Origin of the sequence: Kribbella sp. NPDC051718 (genome assembly GCF_040681515.1) — a bacterium.
Taxonomy (GTDB): Bacteria; Actinomycetota; Actinomycetes; order Propionibacteriales; family Kribbellaceae; genus Kribbella.
In genome coordinates this window covers 738,576-756,493 of record NZ_JBFAYZ010000001.1, presented here as the reverse complement: position 1 = coordinate 756,493, position 17,918 = coordinate 738,576, and the positions used below count along the sequence as shown (strand labels likewise).

Genomic DNA, 17,918 nt, shown 5'->3' with positions numbered 1-17,918 from the left:
TATGGGTGTTGAAGAACAGCTTCCGGCCGGCGTACTGCTGACCACGATCGAGGGCCTGTCCGGCTACATGCGCAAGGCCTCGTTGTGGCCGGCAACCTTCGGGCTGGCCTGCTGCGCGATCGAGATGATGACGACCGGCGCCCCGCGCTACGACGCGGCCCGGTTCGGCATGGAGGTCTTCCGCGCTTCGCCGCGGCAGGCCGACCTGATGATCGTGGCCGGCCGGGTGAGCCAGAAGATGGCTCCCGTGCTGCGCCAGATCTACGACCAGATGCCGAACCCGAAGTGGGTGCTGGCGATGGGTGTCTGCGCCTCGTCGGGCGGCATGTTCAACAACTACGCGATCGTCCAGGGCGTCGACCACGTGGTCCCGGTCGACATGTACCTGCCCGGCTGCCCGCCGCGGCCGGAGATGCTGCTGGACGCGTTCCTCAAGCTGCACGAGGACATCCAGAACGGCAAGCTCGGCGCGAACAAGAAGGCGCTGCAGGCCGAGCAGGAGACTGCCGCCCTGGCCGCTTCCCCCACCCTTGAACTGAAGGGCCTGCTCAGGTGAGCGACACCCAACCCGAGAACCTTCCCGCCACCCAGCCGGGTGCGGACGCGCAGACGCCGGGCGCCGAGGTCATCGACCAGCGCGAAGGCATGTTCGGTGTCCGCGGTACCGGTGACACCTCCGGCTTCGGTGGCCTGCAGCGCCAGGTCGCGCTGCCCGGCGGATCGGCCAAGCCCTACGGCGGCTGGTTCGACGGCGCGACCGAGAAGCTGGAGAGCCTGGTCGGCGACGGCGCGATCGAGAAGGTCGTCGTCCAGCACAACGAGCTGACCCTGCACATCGCCCGCGAGCGGCTGGTCGAGGTCGCCCAGCACCTGCGCGACGACGAGGCGCTGCGGTTCGAGTTCTGCTCCGGCGTCTCCGGCGTGCACTACCCGCACGAGACCGGGCGCGAGCTGCACGCGGTCTACCACCTGCTCTCGATCACGCACAACCGGCGGATCCGGCTCGAGGTGTCCTGCTCCGACGCCGACCCGCACATCCCGTCCGTCGTCTCGGTCTACCCGGCCAACGACTGGCACGAGCGCGAGACCTGGGACTTCTTCGGCATCATCTTCGACGGACACCCGGCGCTGACCCGGATCCAGATGCCCGACGACTGGCCGGGCCACCCGCAACGCAAGGACTACCCGCTCGGCGGTATCGACGTCGAGTACAAGGGCGCCGTCATCCCGCCGCCCGACACGCGGAGGTCGTACAACTAATGACCACAACAGACCCGTACGCCACCACCCGGGACACCACCGAGGGCAAGGTCTTCACCGTCACCGGTCAGGACTGGGACTCGGTCGTGTCCGGCCTCGGCGACGAGCCCGAAGAGCGCATCGTCGTCAACATGGGCCCGCAGCACCCGTCCACCCACGGCGTGCTCCGGCTGATCCTCGAGATCGAGGGGGAGAACGTGACCGAGGCCCGCTGCGGCATCGGTTACCTGCACACCGGTATCGAGAAGAACATGGAGTTCCGCTCCTGGACGCAGGGCGTCACGTTCTGCACCCGGATGGACTACCTGTCGCCGTTCTACAACGAGACGGCGTACTGCCTGGCGGTCGAGCGGCTGCTCGGCATCGAGGACCAGGTCCCGGAGAAGGCGAACGTGATGCGGGTGCTCCTGATGGAGCTCAACCGGATCAGCAGCCACCTGGTCTGCATCGCCACCGGCGGCATGGAGATCGGCGCCCTGACGGTGATGACGATCGGCTTCCGTGAGCGCGAGATGACGCTCGACCTGTTCGAGCTGATCACCGGCCTGCGGATGAACCACGCGTTCATCCGGCCCGGCGGTGTCGCCCAGGACCTGCCGGCCGGCGCGCTGGACAAGATCCGGGAGTACATCACCTGGATGAACAAGCACCTGCCCGAGTACGCCGAGCTCTGCAACGCGAACCCGATCTTCAAGGCCCGGCTGCAGGACGTCGGCTACCTGGACCTGACCGGGTGCATGGCACTCGGCATCTCCGGCCCGCCGCTGCGCGCGACCGGGTACGGCCTGGACCTGCGCAAGACCCAGCCGTACTGCGGCTACGAGACCTACGACTTCGACGTACCGACCTGGGACACCGCCGACTCGTACGGCCGGTTCCGGGTGCGGCTGCAGGAGATGTGGGAGTCGCTGAAGATCGTCGAGCAGTGCGCCGACCGCCTGGCCAAGATGGAGGGCGAGCCGGTGATGGTGCAGGACAAGAAGATCGGCTGGCCGAGCCAGCTGGCCGTCGGCAACGACGGGATGGGCAACTCGCTCGACCACATCAAGCACATCATGGGCGAGTCGATGGAAGCCCTGATCCATCACTTCAAACTCGTCACCGAGGGCTTCCGGGTGCCGGCCGGGCAGGCCTACGTGGCGATCGAGTCGCCGCGCGGCGAGCTGGGCTGTCACCTGGTCTCCGACGGCGGCACCAAGCCTTACCGGGCGCACTTCCGCGACCCGTCGTTCGCAAACCTGCAGGCGATGCCGATCCTGTGCGAGGGCTCACAGGTCGCCGACGTGATCGTCGCCGTCGCCAGCCTTGACCCGGTGATGGGTGGAGTGGACCGATAGATGGCTGACACAACCGTTCCCTACAGCACGAACGACTCGAAGATCGTGGACGCCACGATCGCCGAGATGCGCGAGCTGGCCGCCCGGTACCCGGTCGGCCGCTCGGCCCTGCTGCCGATGCTGCACCTGGTGCAGTCGGTCGAGGGCCGGATCACCCCCGAAGGCATCGAGGCCTGCGCCGACGTGCTCGGGCTGACCGGCGCCGAGGTGTCGGCCGTGGCGACCTTCTACACGATGTACAAGCGCCGCCCGGTCGGCGACTACCACGTCGGCGTCTGCACCAACACGCTCTGCGCGGTGATGGGTGGCGACCTGATCTTCGAGCGCCTCAAGCAGCATCTGGACGTCGGCAACGACGAGACCACCGAGGACGGCAAGATCACCCTGGAGCACCTCGAGTGCAACGCCGCCTGCGACTACGCGCCGGTGATGATGGTGAACTGGGAGTTCTTCGACGACATGACGCCGGAGTCGGCGACCCAGCTCGTCGACGACCTGCGCGAGGGCACCGAGGTCAAGTCGCCCCGGGGCGCCACCATCTGCACCTGGAAGGAAGCCGAGCGCGTGCTGGCCGGCTTCCCCGACGGTCGTGCCGACGAGGGTCCGACCGGTGGCAAGGCCACCCTGGCGGGTCTGCGGCTGGCGCGCGAGCGGAACTGGACGGCGCCGGAAGGCACCCACTCCCGCAGCAGCAACGGGCGGGCCGCAGAGCAGTCCGTCTCGGCCGACGCCGCTTCGGGTCCGCGGCCGGAAGACCAGCCGGGCAAGGAATCCCAGGCTGTGCACACCGACGACAGCCGCAAGGAGGACTGACCGTGCTCACTCCAGTGCTGTCCGACAACTGGGACCAGATCCGCGCCTGGCAGCTGGCCTCGTACCAGCGCTCCGGCGGGTACGACGCGCTGCGCACCGCGCTGCGGATGCAGCCGGCCGACGTGGTCACCGCGGTCAAGGACTCCGGTCTGCGCGGCCGTGGCGGCGCGGGCTTCCCGACCGGGATGAAGTGGTCGTTCATCCCGCAGGACAACCCGAAGCCGAAGTACCTGGTGGTGAACGCCGACGAGTCCGAGCCGGGTACCTGCAAGGACATCCCGCTGATGCTCGCCTCGCCGCACACGCTGGTCGAGGGCGTCATCATCTCCGCCTACGCGATCAACGCGAACACCGCGTTCATCTACGTCCGCGGTGAGGTGCTGCACGTCGTCCGCCGGCTGCAGCAGGCCGTCGCCGAGGCGAAGGAAGCCGGCTTCATCGGCACCGACGTACTCGGCACCGGCTACGACATCGACGTGATCGTGCACGCCGGCGCCGGCGCGTACATCTGCGGTGAAGAGACCGCGCTGCTCGACTCGCTGGAAGGTCGTCGTGGTCAACCCCGGCTGCGTCCTCCGTTCCCCGCGGTGGCCGGCCTGTACGGCTGCCCCACTGTCATCAACAACGTCGAGTCGATCGCATCCGTTCCCTCGATCATCAACAACGGCGCCGACTGGTTCGGCTCGATGGGCACCGAGAAGTCCAAGGGCCCGACGATCTACTCGCTGTCCGGCCACGTCACCCGGCCGGGTCAGTACGAGGCGCCGATGGGCATCACGCTGCGGCAGCTGCTCGAGCTGGCCGGCGGGATCCGCGAAGGGCACGAGCTGAAGTTCTGGACCCCTGGCGGGTCCTCGACGCCGTTGCTGACCGCTGAGCACCTCGACGTGCCGCTGGACTACGAAGGTGTCTCCGGGGCCGGCTCGCTGCTCGGCACCAAGGCACTGCAGATCTTCGACGAGACGGTCTGCCCGGTCCGCGCCACGCTGCGCTGGACCGAGTTCTACAAGCACGAGTCCTGCGGCAAGTGCACCCCGTGCCGTGAGGGCACCTGGTGGCTGGTGCAGATCCTGGAGCGGCTCGAAGCCGGCCAGGGCGACGAGGCCGACCTCGAGAAGCTGCTGGACCTGAGCGACAACATCACCGGCCGGTCGTTCTGCGCGCTGGCCGACGGCGCGACCGCGCCGATCACCAGCTCGATCCAGCACTTCAAGGACGACTACCTCGCGCACTTCACGAACGGCGGCTGCCCGTTCGACCCGATGGCGTCCACCGTCTTCGCGACCGCTGGAGCAACCGCATGACGATCCAAGCCAACCCGCCGGCAGGCCAGGTCGAGAAGGTGGACCTGGTCACCGTCACCATCGACGACGTCGAGGTGAAGGTTCCCAAGAACACGCTGGCGATCCGGGCCGCCGAGCAGATCGGCGTCCAGATCCCCCGGTTCTGCGACCACCCGCTGCTCGACCCGGTGGCCGCCTGCCGTCAGTGCCTCGTCGAGGTCGTTGACGCAGGCAACGGCCGCGGGATGCCGAAGCCGCAGACCTCCTGCTCGCTGACCGTCGCCGACGGCATGGTGATCCGGACCCAGATCTCCTCACCGGTGGCCGACAAGGCCCAGCAGGGGCAGATGGAGTTCCTGCTGATCAACCACCCGCTGGACTGCCCGGTCTGCGACAAGGGTGGCGAGTGCCCGCTGCAGAACCAGGCGATGACGAACGGCCGGGGGGAGAGCCGCTTCGAAGGTGTGAAGCGGACGTACCCGAAACCGATCAACATCTCCGCGCAGGTGCTGCTGGACCGCGAGCGCTGTGTGCTCTGCGCCCGCTGCACCCGGTTCTCCCAGCAGATCGCCGGCGACCCGTTCATCGAGCTGCTCGAGCGCGGTGCGCTGCAGCAGGTCGGTATCTACGAGAAGGAGCCCTTCGAGAGCTACTTCTCCGGCAACGCGATCCAGATCTGCCCGGTCGGCGCGCTGACCAGCGCGGCGTACCGGTTCCGCTCGCGGCCGTTCGACCTCGTCTCGGTGCCTTCGATCGCCGAGCACGACGCGTCCGGTGCGGCGATCCGGATCGACTACCGGCGCGGCAAGGTGATGCGCCGGCTGGCCGGTGACGACCCCGAGGTCAACGAGGAGTGGATCTCCGACCGGGACCGGTTCGCGTTCAACTACGCGAACACCGGTGACCGGCTGACCCACCCGCTGATCCGCGAGGACGGCGAGCTGCGGCCCGCTTCCTGGCCGGAGGCACTGGACTTCGCGGCCAAGAAGCTCGTCGCCGCGCGGGGCAACGCCGCGGTACTGACCGGTGGCCGGCTGACCCTCGAGGACGCTTACGCCTACTCGAAGTTCGCCCGGGTCGCCCTCGGCACCAACGACATCGACTTCCGCGCCCGGCCGTACTCGTCCGAGGAGGCCGACTTCCTGGCCGCCGCGGTCGCGGGTACCGGGCTCGGTACGACGTTCGCCGACCTGGAGAACGCCGGATCGGTACTGCTCGTGGGCTTCGAGCCCGAGGAGGAGTCGCCGTCGGTCTTCCTGCGGCTGCGCAAGGGCGTCCGCAAGAACGGCACCAAGGTCTTCACGGTCGCGCCGTTCGGGTCGCGGGGGATCGAGAAGCTGTCGGGCATCGTCGTCCAGAGCAGCCCGGGCACCGAGGCCGCGGTACTGAGTGATCTGCGTGGCACCGGTGAGACCGGGGCGCTGGCACTGGACGCGCTCGGCGCCAACTCGGTCATCATCGTGGGCGAGCGGCTCGCGTCCGTCCAGGGTGCGTACTCCGCCGCGCTGCGGCTCGCGCTGGACACCGGGGCCCAGCTGGTCTGGATCCCGCGTCGTGCGGGTGACCGTGGTGCGCTCGACGCCGGCTGCCTGCCGGGTCTGCTGCCGGGCGGTCGCCTGGTGTCGGATGCGGCCGCACGGGTCGACCTGCAGGCCGCTTGGGGCGTCGAGAACCTGCCCGGCACGGCAGGCAAGGACGTCGGTGAGATCCTCGCCGCAGCCGGCTCGCTGCAGGCACTGGTCGTTGCAGGCGTCGAGATCGACGACCTGCCGGACCCGGCGGCCGCACTGGCCGCACTGGCCGCCGCGCCGTTCGTGGTCAGCTTCGAGGTTCGCAACTCGCAGGTGACCGAGCACGCCGACGTCGTCTTCCCGGTGGTACCGCCGGCGGAGAAGGACGGCACCTTCGTGAACTGGGAGGGCCGCGAGCGGTCCTTCCCGGTCGTCCTCAAGGTGCCGGCCGCGATGCCGGACGTCCGGGCGCTGGCCGCACTGGCCCAGGAGATGGACTCGCCGCTCGGCTTCAGCACCCCGCACGGGGCGAAGAAGGAGTTCGACGAGCTCGGCCGCTGGGACGGCGACCGGGCCGGCGAACCGACGTACCAGGCGGGTCCGCCGCTCGGTGCGTTCGACTCGACCCGGCTGGCCACCTGGCGGATGCTGATCGACGACAGCCGCGGCAACGACGGTGAGCCGCACCTGGTCGCGACCGCCCGCCGGCCGGTGGCGCGGATCTCGCTGACCACGGCGCACCGGGTCGGCGTGAACGACGGCGACGAGCTCGTGGTGAGCACCGACGCCGGCTCGATCCGGTTGCCGGTGGCGATCACCGCGATGACCGACAACGTGGTCTGGCTGCCGGCCAACTCGGCCGACTCGCATGTCCGACGCTCGCTGCATGCCGATCACGGCTCGATCGTGACCATTGCCGGAGGGAACGCATGATGTCCATCCCCCTCGCCCTGCCACTGGCGCCGCCACCCGACGCGGGGGTCGGCAACGACCCCTGGTGGGTGGTCGGCCTCAAGGTGCTGCTGATCTTCGTCTTCCTGATCGTGCTGACGCTGTTCAACATCTGGTGGGAGCGCCGGGTCGTCGCCTACATGCAGAACCGGATCGGGCCGAACGTGCACGGCCCGTTCGGTCTGCTCCAGTCGCTGGCCGACGGCATGAAGCTGATGTTCAAGGAAGACCTGATGCCGAAGGGCGTGGACAAGTTCGTCTACGTCGCGGCGCCGGTGATCGTCTCGATCCCGGCCTTCCTGACCTTCGCGGTGATCCCGTTCGGGCCGACCGTGAAGATCCCGTTCACCGACACCTACACCCGGTTGCAGCTGACCGACCTGCCGGTGTCGGTGCTCTACGTGATGGCGATCGCCTCGATCGGCATCTACGGCATCGTGCTCGGCGGCTGGTCGTCCAACTCGACCTACTCGCTGCTCGGTGGTCTGCGGTCCAGCGCCCAGATGATCTCCTACGAGGTCGCGATGGGCCTGGCGCTGGTGACGGTCTTCCTGTTCGCCGGCTCGATGTCCACCTCGGACATCGTTGCGGCGCAGGCCTCGCACCAGACGCTGAACCTGTTCGGGGCGCACATCCCGATCCCGGGCTGGTACGCCGTGCTGTTGTTCCCGTCCTTCGTGATCTACGTGATCTCGATGATCGGCGAGACGAACCGGGCGCCGTTCGACCTGCCGGAGGCCGAGGGCGAGCTGGTGGCCGGCTTCCTGACCGAGTACTCCTCGATGAAGTACGCGATGTTCTTCCTGGCCGAGTACATCAACATGGCGACCGTGTCCGCGCTGGCCACCACGCTGTTCCTGGGCGGCTGGCGAGCGCCTTGGCCGATCTCGATCTGGGACGGCGCGAACTCCGGCTTCTGGCCGGTGCTGTGGTTCGTCGGCAAGATGATGTGCTTCATCTTCATGTACATCTGGCTGCGCGGAACGCTGCCGCGACTGCGCTACGACCAGTTCATGAAGCTGGGCTGGAAGATCCTGATCCCGGTCTCCCTGGGCTGGATCCTGCTGATCGCCACGGTCCGCGCGGTCGGCCGTGAGGTGGACAGCGGCAACCAGCGCAACTACCTGCTGGTCGCGGCCGGCATCGTCGCGGCCATCGCGGTGATCTCGATGTTCCTGCCGCAGAAGAAGACCGACCAGACCGAGCCCGTGGAGGGCGAGGAGTTCGACGCCTTCGCCGGGGGCTTCCCCGTGCCACCACCACTCGTCGATTCCACGAGTACGGACGTTCGTAGCAAGGAAGGCAGCCGTGGCTAGCGTCAAAGAGTCTCTCTGGGATCCGGTCGCCGGATTCGGGGTCACCTTCCGGACGATGTTCCGGAAGACGTTCACCGAGCAGTACCCGTTCGACAAGAAGCCGACCGCGCCCCGGTTCCACGGCCGCCACCAGCTGAACCGCTGGCCCGACGGCCTGGAGAAGTGCATCGGCTGCGAGCTGTGCGCCTGGGCCTGCCCGGCGGACGCGATCTACGTCGAGGGCGCTGACAACACCGAGGGCGGCCGGATGTCGCCGGGTGAGCGCTACGGCCGCGTCTACCAGATCAACTACCTGCGCTGCATCCTCTGCGGCCTCTGCATCGAGGCGTGCCCGACCCGGGCGCTCACGATGACCAACGAGTACGAGCTGGCCGACCGCAGCCGCGAGTCCCTCATCTACGAGAAGAAGGACCTGCTGGCTCCGCTGCTGCCGGGGATGTCCGAGCCGCCGCACGACATGCAGCTCGGCGCCACCGACAAGGACTACTACCGGGGCCTCATCGGCGCCGCGGCACCGACCGAGGGTGGTGGCGACAAGTGACCCCGCTCGTCACCGGTGGCCAGGTCGCGTTCTGGATGCTGGCCCCGATCATGGTGCTGGCCGCGATCGCGATGATCCTGGTCCGGAAGGCGGTGCACTCCGCACTGCTGCTCGCGACCGTGATGATCTGCCTGGCCATCCAGTACGCGGCGCAGGATGCGCCGTTCCTGTTCGCAGTACAGATCATCGTCTACACCGGCGCGATCCTGATGCTGTTCCTGTTCGTCCTGATGCTGGTCGGCGTCGATGCGTCCGACTCGCTGGTCGAGACGATCCGCGGTCAGCGGCTGCTCGCCGGGGTCGCGTTCCTCGGGATCGGGATCCTGCTGGTCTTCGCCGTCGGCAACGTGAAGTACGGCGACCCGGTCGGGCTCGGCCAGGCGCAGCCGGACGGCAACGTGAAGGGCCTGGCGCAGCTGCTGTTCGGCAAGTACGTGTTCGCCTTCGAGGTCACCTCGGCGCTGCTGATCACCGCGGCGATGGGCGCGATGATGCTGGCGCACCGCGAGCGGCTGACCAAGAAGCTGACCCAGCGCGACCACGCCGAGGAGCGGATCCGCAAGTACGCCGAGGCCGGCGTGCACCCGGGCCCGCTGCCGACGCCGGGTGTGCTGGCCCGGCACAACGCCGTCGACACGCCGGCCCTGCTGCCGGACGGGTCGATCGCGACCACCTCGGTTTCGCGTGTGCTGCAGGCACGTGGCACGGTGTTCCCCGAGACCGAGGAACGCGAGGACGTCGACCTGGTCCGCGAGATCGCCGACGGCGACGTGGGCGACGAGGTCCCGCCGGAACCCACCGGGACGGATCTCACCGGATTCCGTGAAGGAGACAAGTCGTGAGCACCGAGCCGTACATCGTCTTGTCGGCGATGTTGTTCAGCATCGGCGCGCTCGGGGTGCTCGTCCGGCGCAACGCGATCGTCGTGTTCATGTGTGTGGAGCTGATGCTGAACGCGACGAACCTGGCGTTCGTCAGCTTCGCCCGCCAGCACGGCAACCTCGACGGCCAGATCGCCGCCTTCTTCGTGATGGTGGTGGCCGCGGCCGAGGTCGTGATCGGCCTGGCGATCATCATGGCCATCTTCCGCACCCGTCGCTCGGCCTCGGTCGACGACGCCAACCTGCTCAAGTACTGAGGTCTGAAACCGATGAGTCATGAGCTGACGTGGCTGCTGGTCGCGATCCCGGCGGTGTCCGCGGCGATCCTGCTGCTTGGTGGTAAAGCCACCAACAAGTGGGGTCACCTGCTGGGCACCGCGGCGTCGCTGGCCTCGTTCGTCTGCGGGGTCCTGCTGTTCTTCCAGATGCAGGGCAAGTCCGGCGAAGAGCGGTCCGAGACGATCAAGCTGTTCGAGTGGTTCTCGGTCGGCAGCGTGCACGTGGATGTGACGCTTCTGGTCGACCAGCTGTCCATCCTGTTCGTGTTGCTGATCACGGGTGTCGGGTCGCTGATCCACATCTACTCGATCGGCTACATGGAGCACGACGCGCGCAGGCGCCGCTTCTTCGGGTACCTGAACCTGTTCATCGCGTCGATGCTGCTGCTGGTACTGGCCGCCGACTACCTGCTGGTCTTCGTCGGCTGGGAGGGCGTCGGTCTGGCGTCGTACCTGCTGATCGGGTTCTGGCAGCACAAGCACTCGGCCGCGACCGCCGCGAAGAAGGCGTTCGTGGTGAACCGGGTCGGTGACATCGGCCTCTCGCTCGCGGTGATGAGCATGTGGGCGCTGTTCGGCTCCTCGGCCTTCGCGACCGTGAACGCCGGTGCCGAGCACGTCTCCAGCACCTGGGGCACGCTGCTCGGCCTGATGCTGCTGCTGGCGGCCTGCGGTAAGTCCGCGCAGGTGCCGCTGCAGTCCTGGCTGCTGGACGCGATGGAGGGCCCGACCCCGGTGTCGGCGCTGATCCACGCGGCGACGATGGTCACCGCGGGCGTCTACCTGGTGGTCCGCTCGCACGCGATCTACGAGGTCACCGACGCGGCCTCCACCGCGGTGGTGATCGTCGGCACGGTGACCGCGCTGGCCGGTGCGATCATCGGTTGCGCCAAGGACGACATCAAGAAGGCGCTGGCCGGTTCGACGATGAGCCAGATCGGCTACATGATGCTCGCCGCGGGCCTCGGCCCGGCGGGCTACGTGTTCGCGATCTTCCACCTGCTCACGCACGGCTTCTTCAAGGCCAACATGTTCCTCGGCGCCGGCTCGGTGATGCACGGGATGAACGACGACGTGAACATGCGCCACTACGGCGGCCTGGCGAAGTACATGAAGGTCACCTTCGTGACGTTCGCGTTCGGCTACCTGGCGATCCTCGGCATCCCACCGTTCGCCGGCTTCTTCAGCAAGGACAAGATCATCGAGGCCGCGTTCGCGGACAACACGGTGATCGGTCTGTGCGCGCTGCTCGGCGCCGGCATCACCGCGTTCTACATGACCCGGCTGATGCTGATGACCTTCTTCGGCGAGAAGCGCTGGGAGAAGGACGTGCACCCGCACGAGTCGCCGGCCGTGATGACCGGTCCGCTGATCATCCTGGCGGCGCTCTCGCTCGGTGGCGGCGCGCTGTACTTCGCCGGCCACTGGATCGTGGACTGGCTGGAGCCGGTGGTCGGGCACGAGGAGGAGCACCCTCCGGTCAGCGCCACCGTGATGACGCTGATCACCCTCGCGGTCGTTGCCGTCGGCATCGCGATCGCGGTACTCCGGTACCGCCGCGACATCCCGCGCGAGGCGCCCGTCCGGGTCTCGCCGGTCACCACCTTCGCCCGCCGTGACCTGTACGGCGACGCGCTCAACGAAGCGGTCCTGATGCGCCCGGGCCAGTACCTCACCCGGACGCTGGTCTGGCTCGACAACCGCGGAGTGGACGGCCTGGTCAACGGGCTGGCCGCACTCTTCGGCGGGCTGTCCGGCCGGCTGCGCCGGTTCCAGACGGGCTTCGTCCGTTCGTACGCACTCAGCATGGTCTTCGGCGCCGCATTCGTGGTCGTCGCCCTCCTCGCGGTGAGGTTGTCGTGAAAATCGGTTGGCTGACCCTGACGCTGCTCCTGCCGTTCGTAGGGGCCCTGGCGACGATGGTGGTGCCGAAAGCCAAGGCGCTGCTGTCCAAGCAGGTGGCACTGGTCTTCTCCCTCGTCACGCTGGCGCTGACCATCGTGATCGCCGTCGGCTACCACCAGAACGGTGCGGCTGACTACGAGGAGAACCACACCTGGATCAAGGCCTTCGGCGCGCACTACGCGCTCGGGCTGGACGGCGTCGGGATCGTGCTGGTGGTGCTCACCGCGCTGCTCACCCCGATCGTGCTGATCGCCTCCTGGAACGACGCGAAGACCGGTCGCTGGAGCGAGAAGTCCTTCTTCGCCTGGATCCTCGGCCTGGAGGCACTGTCGATCGGCGTCTTCAGCGCCACCGACGTGTTCCTCTTCTACGTGCTGTTCGAGGCCACGCTGATCCCGATGTACTTCCTGATCGGTGGCTTCGGCGGTCCGCAGCGGTCGTACGCGGCGGTGAAGTTCCTGCTCTACTCGCTGCTCGGCGGTCTGCTGATGCTGGCGTCGGTGGTCGGCCTGTACGTGGTGTCGGCCAAGAACGGCGGCGACCCGTCGTACCTGCTGTCCGACCTGGTCAAGGTCGACATGTCGCAGAACACCGAGCGCTGGCTGTTCCTCGGCTTCTTCTTCGCCTTCGCGGTGAAGGCGCCGATGGTGCCGTTCCACACCTGGCTGCCGGACGCCGCCGCCGAGGCGACGCCCGGTACGTCGGTACTGCTGGTCGGCATCCTGGACAAGATCGGCACCTTCGGGATGATCCGGTTCTGCCTGGGGCTGTTCCCGGAAGCGTCGAAGTGGGCCACCCCGGTCGTCCTGGTGCTCGCCCTGATCAGCGTCCTGTACGGCGCGCTGGTGGCGATCGGCCAGACCGACATCAAGCGGCTGATCGCCTACACCTCGATCTCGCACTTCGGCTTCATCGTGATGGGCATCTTCGCGCTCACCTCGCAGGGGCTGACCGGGTCGACGCTCTACATGTTCAACCACGGACTCTCCACCGCGGCGCTGTTCCTGGTGGCCGGCTACCTGATCTCGCGGCGCGGTTCGGCCCGGATCGCGGACTACGGCGGCGTCGAGAAGGTGGCACCGGTACTGGCCGGCACCTTCCTGTTCGCCGGCCTGTCCAGCCTGGCGCTGCCCGGCCTGTCGCCGTTCATCTCCGAGTTCATGGTGCTGGCCGGAACGTTCAGCAAGCACAAGGTGATCGCGGTGATCGCCGTGCTCGGGATCGTGCTGGCCGCGCTCTACATCCTGATCATGTACCAACGCCTGATGACCGGTCCGGTCCGTGACGGGATCGAGAAGCTCAAGGACCTGAACTTCCGCGAGGTGTTCGCGATCGCACCGCTGGTCGTGCTGATCATCGGGTTCGGTATCTACCCGAAGCCGGTGGTCGACATCATCAAGCCGGCGGTCGAGTCGACGATGCAGCGGGTGGGCGTCACCGACCCGGCCCCGCAGGTTCCCGTGACGGAGGGACAGAAGTGAGTGCAGTTCTGATGCCGCTGGCGGCGCAAGCCCTGCCGCTGGCGGACTTCGTCAAGCCGAAGATCGAGTACAACGAGCTGGCTCCGCTGCTCGCTGTCTTCGGCGCGGCCTGTGTCGGCGTCCTCGCCGAGGCGTTCGTGCCGCGGTACGTACGGCACCTGGTCCAGCTGGCGATCGCGCTGATCGGTGTCGCCGCCGCCGGCGCCTGGACCATCCTGCTGATGAACGACAAGAAGGAACTGCTCGCGGCGCAGGGTGCGATCTCGGTGGACGGCCCGGCGCTGTTCACCTGGATCACGCTGCTCGCGCTGACGCTGGTCAGCATCCTGCTGTTCGCCGAGCGCTCGGTCGACGGTGGCCTGTCGGCGTTCGCCGGCCAGGCTGCGGCGGTACCGGGCAGTGAGGCGGAGCGCGAAGGTACGGCGCTGAAGGTCGAGCACACCGAGGTCTTTCCGCTGACGCTGTTCGCGGTCGGCGGCATGATGTTGTTCGCCTCGGCCAACGACCTGCTGGTGCTGTTCGTCGCGCTCGAGGTCTTCTCGCTGCCGCTGTACCTGCTCTGCGGGCTGGCGCGTCGTCGCCGGCTGATCTCGCAGGAAGCCGCGATGAAGTACTTCCTGCTCGGGGCATTCGCCTCGGCCTTCCTGCTCTACGGCATCGCCCTGCTCTACGGGTACGCCGGGACGATGTCGCTCGGCGGCATCTCGGACGCGCTGGCCACCAAGACCGGTGGCGACGCGATCCTGCTCGCCGGTACCGGCCTGATCGGGGTCGGCCTGCTGTTCAAGGTCGGCGCCGTTCCGTTCCACTCGTGGACGCCGGACGTGTACCAGGGTGCGCCGACGCCGGTCACCGGGTTCATGGCGGCCTGCACCAAGATCGCCGCGTTCATCGGGCTGATGCGGGTCTTCTACGTCGCCCTCGGCGGCAGCCGCTGGGACTGGGCGCCGCTGATGTGGGTCGTCGCGATCCTCACCATGGTGGTCGGCTCGATCGTGGCGCTGACCCAGACCGACGTGAAGCGGATGCTCGCGTACTCGTCGATCGCGCACGCCGGCTTCCTGCTGACCGCGTTCGTCGGGCTCTCGCAGGCCGGCAGCGGGGTCACCCACGGCATCACCTCGACGCAGGCCGTGCTGTTCTACCTGGTCTGCTACGGCTTCCCGACCGTCGGTGCCTTCGCGCTGGTCACGCTGGTCCGCGACGCGGGTGGCGAGGCGACTCACCTCTCGCGCTGGGCCGGACTGGGCAAGAAGTCGCCGCTGCTGGCGGGCATCTTCGCCTTCTTCCTGCTCGGCTTCGCCGGTATCCCGCTGACCGCGGGCTTCACCGGCAAGTGGGCCGTGTTCACCGCAGCGTGGACCGGTGGCGCTTGGCCGCTGGTCGTGGTCGCGGTGCTCTGCAGCCTGGTCGCCGCGTTCTTCTACGTCCGCGTGATCGTGCTGATGTTCTTCTCCGACCTGCCGGCCGACGCGCCGGACGTGGCCCTGCCGGGTTGGCAGACCACCACGGCCGTCGCGCTGGGTCTGGCCGCCACGGTGGTCCTCGGTATCGTTCCGGGACCGGTGCTCGACCTGGCTGCCCGGGCGGGTGAGTTCATCCGGTGAGCCCCACCCCGCTGCCGGCCGAGAGCCTGGGCTTCACGTTCGCCGACGAGGCGCTCGAAGCCCGGGTTCGCGCTGGGCTGGTCAAGGTCGAGCAGGCGCTGCGCGACTCCGCGCAGTCCGAGGCGCCGTTCGTCACCGAGGCCGTCCAGCACGTGATGGTTGCCGGTGGCAAGCGGTTCCGGCCGCTGCTGGTGTTGCTCGCCGCTGAGCTCGGGCCGACGTCCGACTCCGCCGAAGTGATCGACGCGGCCGTTGTCGTGGAGCTGACCCACGTGGCCACGCTGTACCACGACGACGTGATGGACGAGGCGGCGTTGCGCCGTGGCTCGTCGACGGCCAACGCGCGCTGGGACAACTCGGTCGCGATCCTGGCGGGGGACTGGTTGTTCGCTCGCGCCTCCGACCTGGTTGCTTCGCTGGGGCCGGAGGCGGTCCGAATTCAGTCGCGGACCTTCGGGCGGCTGGTCGAGGGACAGATCCGGGAGACCTTGGGTGTCTCGGAGGGGCAGGATCCACTGGCGCACTACCTGTCGGTGGTCGCGGACAAGACCGGTTCGCTGATCGCGACGTCGGCTTTGTTCGGCGCTCGCTTTGCGGGGGCATCTGCGCAGGTACAGGAGACTGTCCGGGCGTTCGGCGAGGAGATCGGGCAGGCGTTCCAGCTGGCCGACGACATCCTCGACATCATGTCCGAGGAGTCCGGGAAGACGCCTGGTACGGACCTGCGCGAAGGCGTTCCGACGCTGCCGGTGCTGATCTTCCGGGCTCAGGCCGATCCGTCGTCCCCGGTCGACGCGCGGTTGCTCGAGTTGCTCGACTCCGACCTGACCGACGACGCCCGGCTGGCCGAGGCGTTGGCGATCCTGCGGGTGCACCCGTCGCTGCAGCAGGCCGAAGACGACGTACGGCGTCGTGCTGATGACGCCCGCAAGCTGCTGTCGGACCTCCCGGAAGGACCCGGGCGCTCAGCGCTTGAGTCCCTCTGCGACTTGGTGGTTACCCGCTCGATCTGAGCTGGTGAAGGTGATCCGGGTCAGGCGATCGGCCTGGTCGCGGGTCAGGATGGTTGCGGAGGTTGCCCCGGGCACGACTTGCCCGGGGTCGGTGACCGCCAGCTCACGTAGTACCGGCCAGCGGCGAGCGTGGGTGTTCATGCTGCCTTCGCGGACGACGCGGTCGCGCTGGTGCTGGCCCTGTCGGGCCAGGTCGGCTGGTACGTCGAGCATGATCAGGTGGACCGGCCTGTTGGCGAGCTGGGCTGCTCGGCCGATCAGTTGCCTGGCCAGTGGCTTCGTCGCACAGTCGTGGATGACCAGTGGGGTCTTGGTGCGGATGGCGGCTAGTACGCGGACGTAGTAGGTCAGGTGGAGGGCCGGGCGCCAGACGGCGTACGGGATGTTGCGGAGTACTGGCTTCCAGCGGTTGCGGATCGGCTCGGAGTCGAGCACCTGGACGGCGCCGGGCTCCGGGAAGAGCCGCCTGAGCAGAGTGCTCTTGCCGGAGCCGGGGATGCCGGCCAGTACGACGATCGCATTCGCTGGGTAGCGCATCTCCCGATCTTCCCTGCCCGCTCTGAGAGCGCGATGAGAATCCGCTGAGACGTCTGAGCCGGCTAGCGGTTGGTCCAGGTGGGGCTGTCGACGTAGTGGTTGTCGTAGAGGTCGCTGGTGGTGGCCAGGACGGCGGGGTCGGTCTCGCCGCGGTAGACGCCTTCGAGGAGGCGGTAGTAGTCGAAGCGGGGCTTGGCGTGGGTGAGGACGAAGAGCACCTCGACTTCCGTAGTACCGGCTGCTTCGAAGGCGTGCGGGGTGCTCGGCGGTACGACCAGGAAGTCGCCCTGGTCGAGGGTGATGAGGTCGTCGCCGGTGAGCACGCGCAGGCTGCCGGTGAGGACGAAGAACAGTTCGGATGCCTCCTGGTGGAGGTGCGGGGGAGCGCCTTCCTTGCCAGGCTTGAAGATCGAGCGGTGGCTGGTGAGGTGGCCGTTCGTGGCCGGGGTGTCGGCGAGCAGCGTGACACCACTGGCCTCGAGAACCTCGGCGTCGGTCGAACGGATCAGGATGCTCACTGTCGTCTCCTTTGTAGACGTTGAATGTCCAGAATTAAGCGCTGCGTTGTGCTTTTGTGCTGGTGTCAGGACTTGAGGTTGGCGAACCAGCCGCGGGTGTTCTCGGCGGTCTCCGGGTAGGTGCTCTCGACCTGGGCGACGAGGTCCGCGATCGTCTTGGCGGCGAGTTCGCGCCGGTAGGTGAGCTCGGCCTTGCGCATCGACATCGAGACCACGCAGGTCTTCCGATAGTCAGCCTTCTCGTCGGCGCCAGGCCCGGCCTTGAGGATCTGGGTGCACCGGAAGGCATCCTCGGATCCGTCGATCGCGACCACTACGTCGAGCAGGGTGATCTTGTCGGGGGCTTTGGCGAGCTGGAAGCCACCCTTGGGGCCGGAGGTGGAACTGAGAATGCCGGCCCGGGTCAACGCTTGGAGTTGCTTGTTGAGGTAGGCCGTCGGGAGTTCGTAGAAGGCTGCAAGCCGCTTGGCGGTAACCGCCTCGCCGGGGATGAAGCACAGATTCACACAACTGTGCACCGCCCACTCGACCCCCTCGTTCATCTTCATAACCTAGATACTAAATATCCAGAATAAAGGTGTCAAGCCGCACTCGCGGCGAATGCCCGGACCGCCGTGCACGCACAACCTCGCCAGGCCCGCCCCGACGCGCCGGGGTAAGCGATTGCCCAGTGAGTTGGGTATGCA

At 67.8% G+C, this 17,918-nt stretch carries 17 protein-coding genes; 14 read left to right on the top strand and 3 right to left on the bottom strand.

Annotated elements, in window-relative coordinates; all coding sequences use genetic code 11:
* Position 1: 1 nt before the first annotated feature.
* Genes AB0M15_RS03760 through AB0M15_RS03695 form a run of 14 tightly spaced genes read left to right on the top strand, consistent with a single transcriptional unit; the run spans position 2 to position 16,177 of the window.
* On the top strand, positions 2-556 hold the full coding sequence (locus tag AB0M15_RS03760; protein ID WP_328329756.1) for an NADH-quinone oxidoreductase subunit B family protein: 555 nt from the start codon (positions 2-4) through the stop codon (positions 554-556).
* A complete protein-coding gene (locus AB0M15_RS03755) occupies positions 553-1,260 on the top strand; it encodes an NADH-quinone oxidoreductase subunit C (RefSeq protein ID WP_363813547.1) in 708 nt (235 codons plus the stop codon). Before AB0M15_RS03760 ends, AB0M15_RS03755 begins: the two co-directional genes overlap by 4 nt.
* On the top strand, positions 1,260-2,597 hold the full coding sequence (locus tag AB0M15_RS03750) for an NADH-quinone oxidoreductase subunit D (protein WP_363813546.1): 1,338 nt from the start codon (positions 1,260-1,262) through the stop codon (positions 2,595-2,597). Before AB0M15_RS03755 ends, AB0M15_RS03750 begins: the two co-directional genes overlap by 1 nt.
* The gene (nuoE, locus tag AB0M15_RS03745) at positions 2,598-3,410 is read left to right on the top strand and encodes an NADH-quinone oxidoreductase subunit NuoE (RefSeq protein WP_363813544.1); all 813 of its coding nucleotides are present in this window, start codon (positions 2,598-2,600) and stop codon (positions 3,408-3,410) included.
* The gene (nuoF, locus tag AB0M15_RS03740; RefSeq protein ID WP_363814559.1) at positions 3,407-4,714 is read left to right on the top strand and encodes an NADH-quinone oxidoreductase subunit NuoF; all 1,308 of its coding nucleotides are present in this window, start codon (positions 3,407-3,409) and stop codon (positions 4,712-4,714) included. The genes nuoE and nuoF overlap by 4 nt, the downstream gene beginning before the upstream one ends.
* Entirely contained in the window at positions 4,711-7,137 is a 2,427-nt protein-coding gene (locus AB0M15_RS03735; protein WP_363813542.1) for an NADH-quinone oxidoreductase subunit G, read from the top strand. Before nuoF ends, AB0M15_RS03735 begins: the two co-directional genes overlap by 4 nt.
* A complete protein-coding gene (gene nuoH / locus AB0M15_RS03730) occupies positions 7,134-8,471 on the top strand; it encodes an NADH-quinone oxidoreductase subunit NuoH (RefSeq protein ID WP_363813540.1) in 1,338 nt (445 codons plus the stop codon). Before AB0M15_RS03735 ends, nuoH begins: the two co-directional genes overlap by 4 nt.
* Positions 8,464-9,012 (top strand): NADH-quinone oxidoreductase subunit NuoI, encoded by a 549-nt coding sequence (gene nuoI, locus AB0M15_RS03725; protein ID WP_363813538.1) that lies wholly within the window; start codon positions 8,464-8,466, stop codon positions 9,010-9,012. The genes nuoH and nuoI overlap by 8 nt, the downstream gene beginning before the upstream one ends.
* A 35-nt stretch (positions 9,013-9,047) precedes the next feature.
* Positions 9,048-9,854 (top strand): NADH-quinone oxidoreductase subunit J, encoded by an 807-nt coding sequence (locus AB0M15_RS03720; RefSeq protein ID WP_363814557.1) that lies wholly within the window; start codon positions 9,048-9,050, stop codon positions 9,852-9,854.
* Positions 9,851-10,150, top strand: a complete 300-nt coding sequence (gene nuoK / locus AB0M15_RS03715) for an NADH-quinone oxidoreductase subunit NuoK (protein ID WP_185448440.1) — start codon at positions 9,851-9,853, stop codon at positions 10,148-10,150. Before AB0M15_RS03720 ends, nuoK begins: the two co-directional genes overlap by 4 nt.
* A 12-nt stretch (positions 10,151-10,162) precedes the next feature.
* The gene (gene nuoL, locus AB0M15_RS03710) at positions 10,163-12,034 is read left to right on the top strand and encodes an NADH-quinone oxidoreductase subunit L (RefSeq protein WP_363813536.1); all 1,872 of its coding nucleotides are present in this window, start codon (positions 10,163-10,165) and stop codon (positions 12,032-12,034) included.
* Positions 12,031-13,557, top strand: a complete 1,527-nt coding sequence (locus AB0M15_RS03705; protein WP_363813534.1) for an NADH-quinone oxidoreductase subunit M — start codon at positions 12,031-12,033, stop codon at positions 13,555-13,557. Before nuoL ends, AB0M15_RS03705 begins: the two co-directional genes overlap by 4 nt.
* A gap of 11 nt (positions 13,558-13,568) precedes the next feature.
* Complete coding sequence (gene nuoN / locus AB0M15_RS03700; RefSeq protein ID WP_363814555.1) at positions 13,569-15,164, top strand: NADH-quinone oxidoreductase subunit NuoN; 1,596 nt, start codon at positions 13,569-13,571, stop codon at positions 15,162-15,164.
* Positions 15,161-16,177, top strand: coding sequence for a polyprenyl synthetase family protein (locus tag AB0M15_RS03695; protein WP_363813532.1), 1,017 nt, complete (start codon positions 15,161-15,163; stop codon positions 16,175-16,177). The genes nuoN and AB0M15_RS03695 overlap by 4 nt, the downstream gene beginning before the upstream one ends.
* On the opposite strand, the gene AB0M15_RS03690 is transcribed toward AB0M15_RS03695, so the two are convergent.
* The 3 genes from AB0M15_RS03690 to AB0M15_RS03680 form a co-directional block, all read right to left on the bottom strand.
* A complete protein-coding gene (locus AB0M15_RS03690) occupies positions 16,130-16,714 on the bottom strand; it encodes an AAA family ATPase (RefSeq protein WP_363813530.1) in 585 nt (194 codons plus the stop codon). The genes AB0M15_RS03695 and AB0M15_RS03690 overlap by 48 nt on opposite strands.
* A gap of 62 nt (positions 16,715-16,776) precedes the next feature.
* A complete protein-coding gene (locus AB0M15_RS03685) occupies positions 16,777-17,232 on the bottom strand; it encodes a cupin domain-containing protein (RefSeq protein ID WP_363813528.1) in 456 nt (151 codons plus the stop codon).
* Positions 17,233-17,297: 65 nt separating this feature from the next.
* Complete coding sequence (locus AB0M15_RS03680; RefSeq protein ID WP_363813526.1) at positions 17,298-17,780, bottom strand: Rrf2 family transcriptional regulator; 483 nt, start codon at positions 17,778-17,780, stop codon at positions 17,298-17,300.
* Positions 17,781-17,918: the final 138 nt, after the last annotated feature.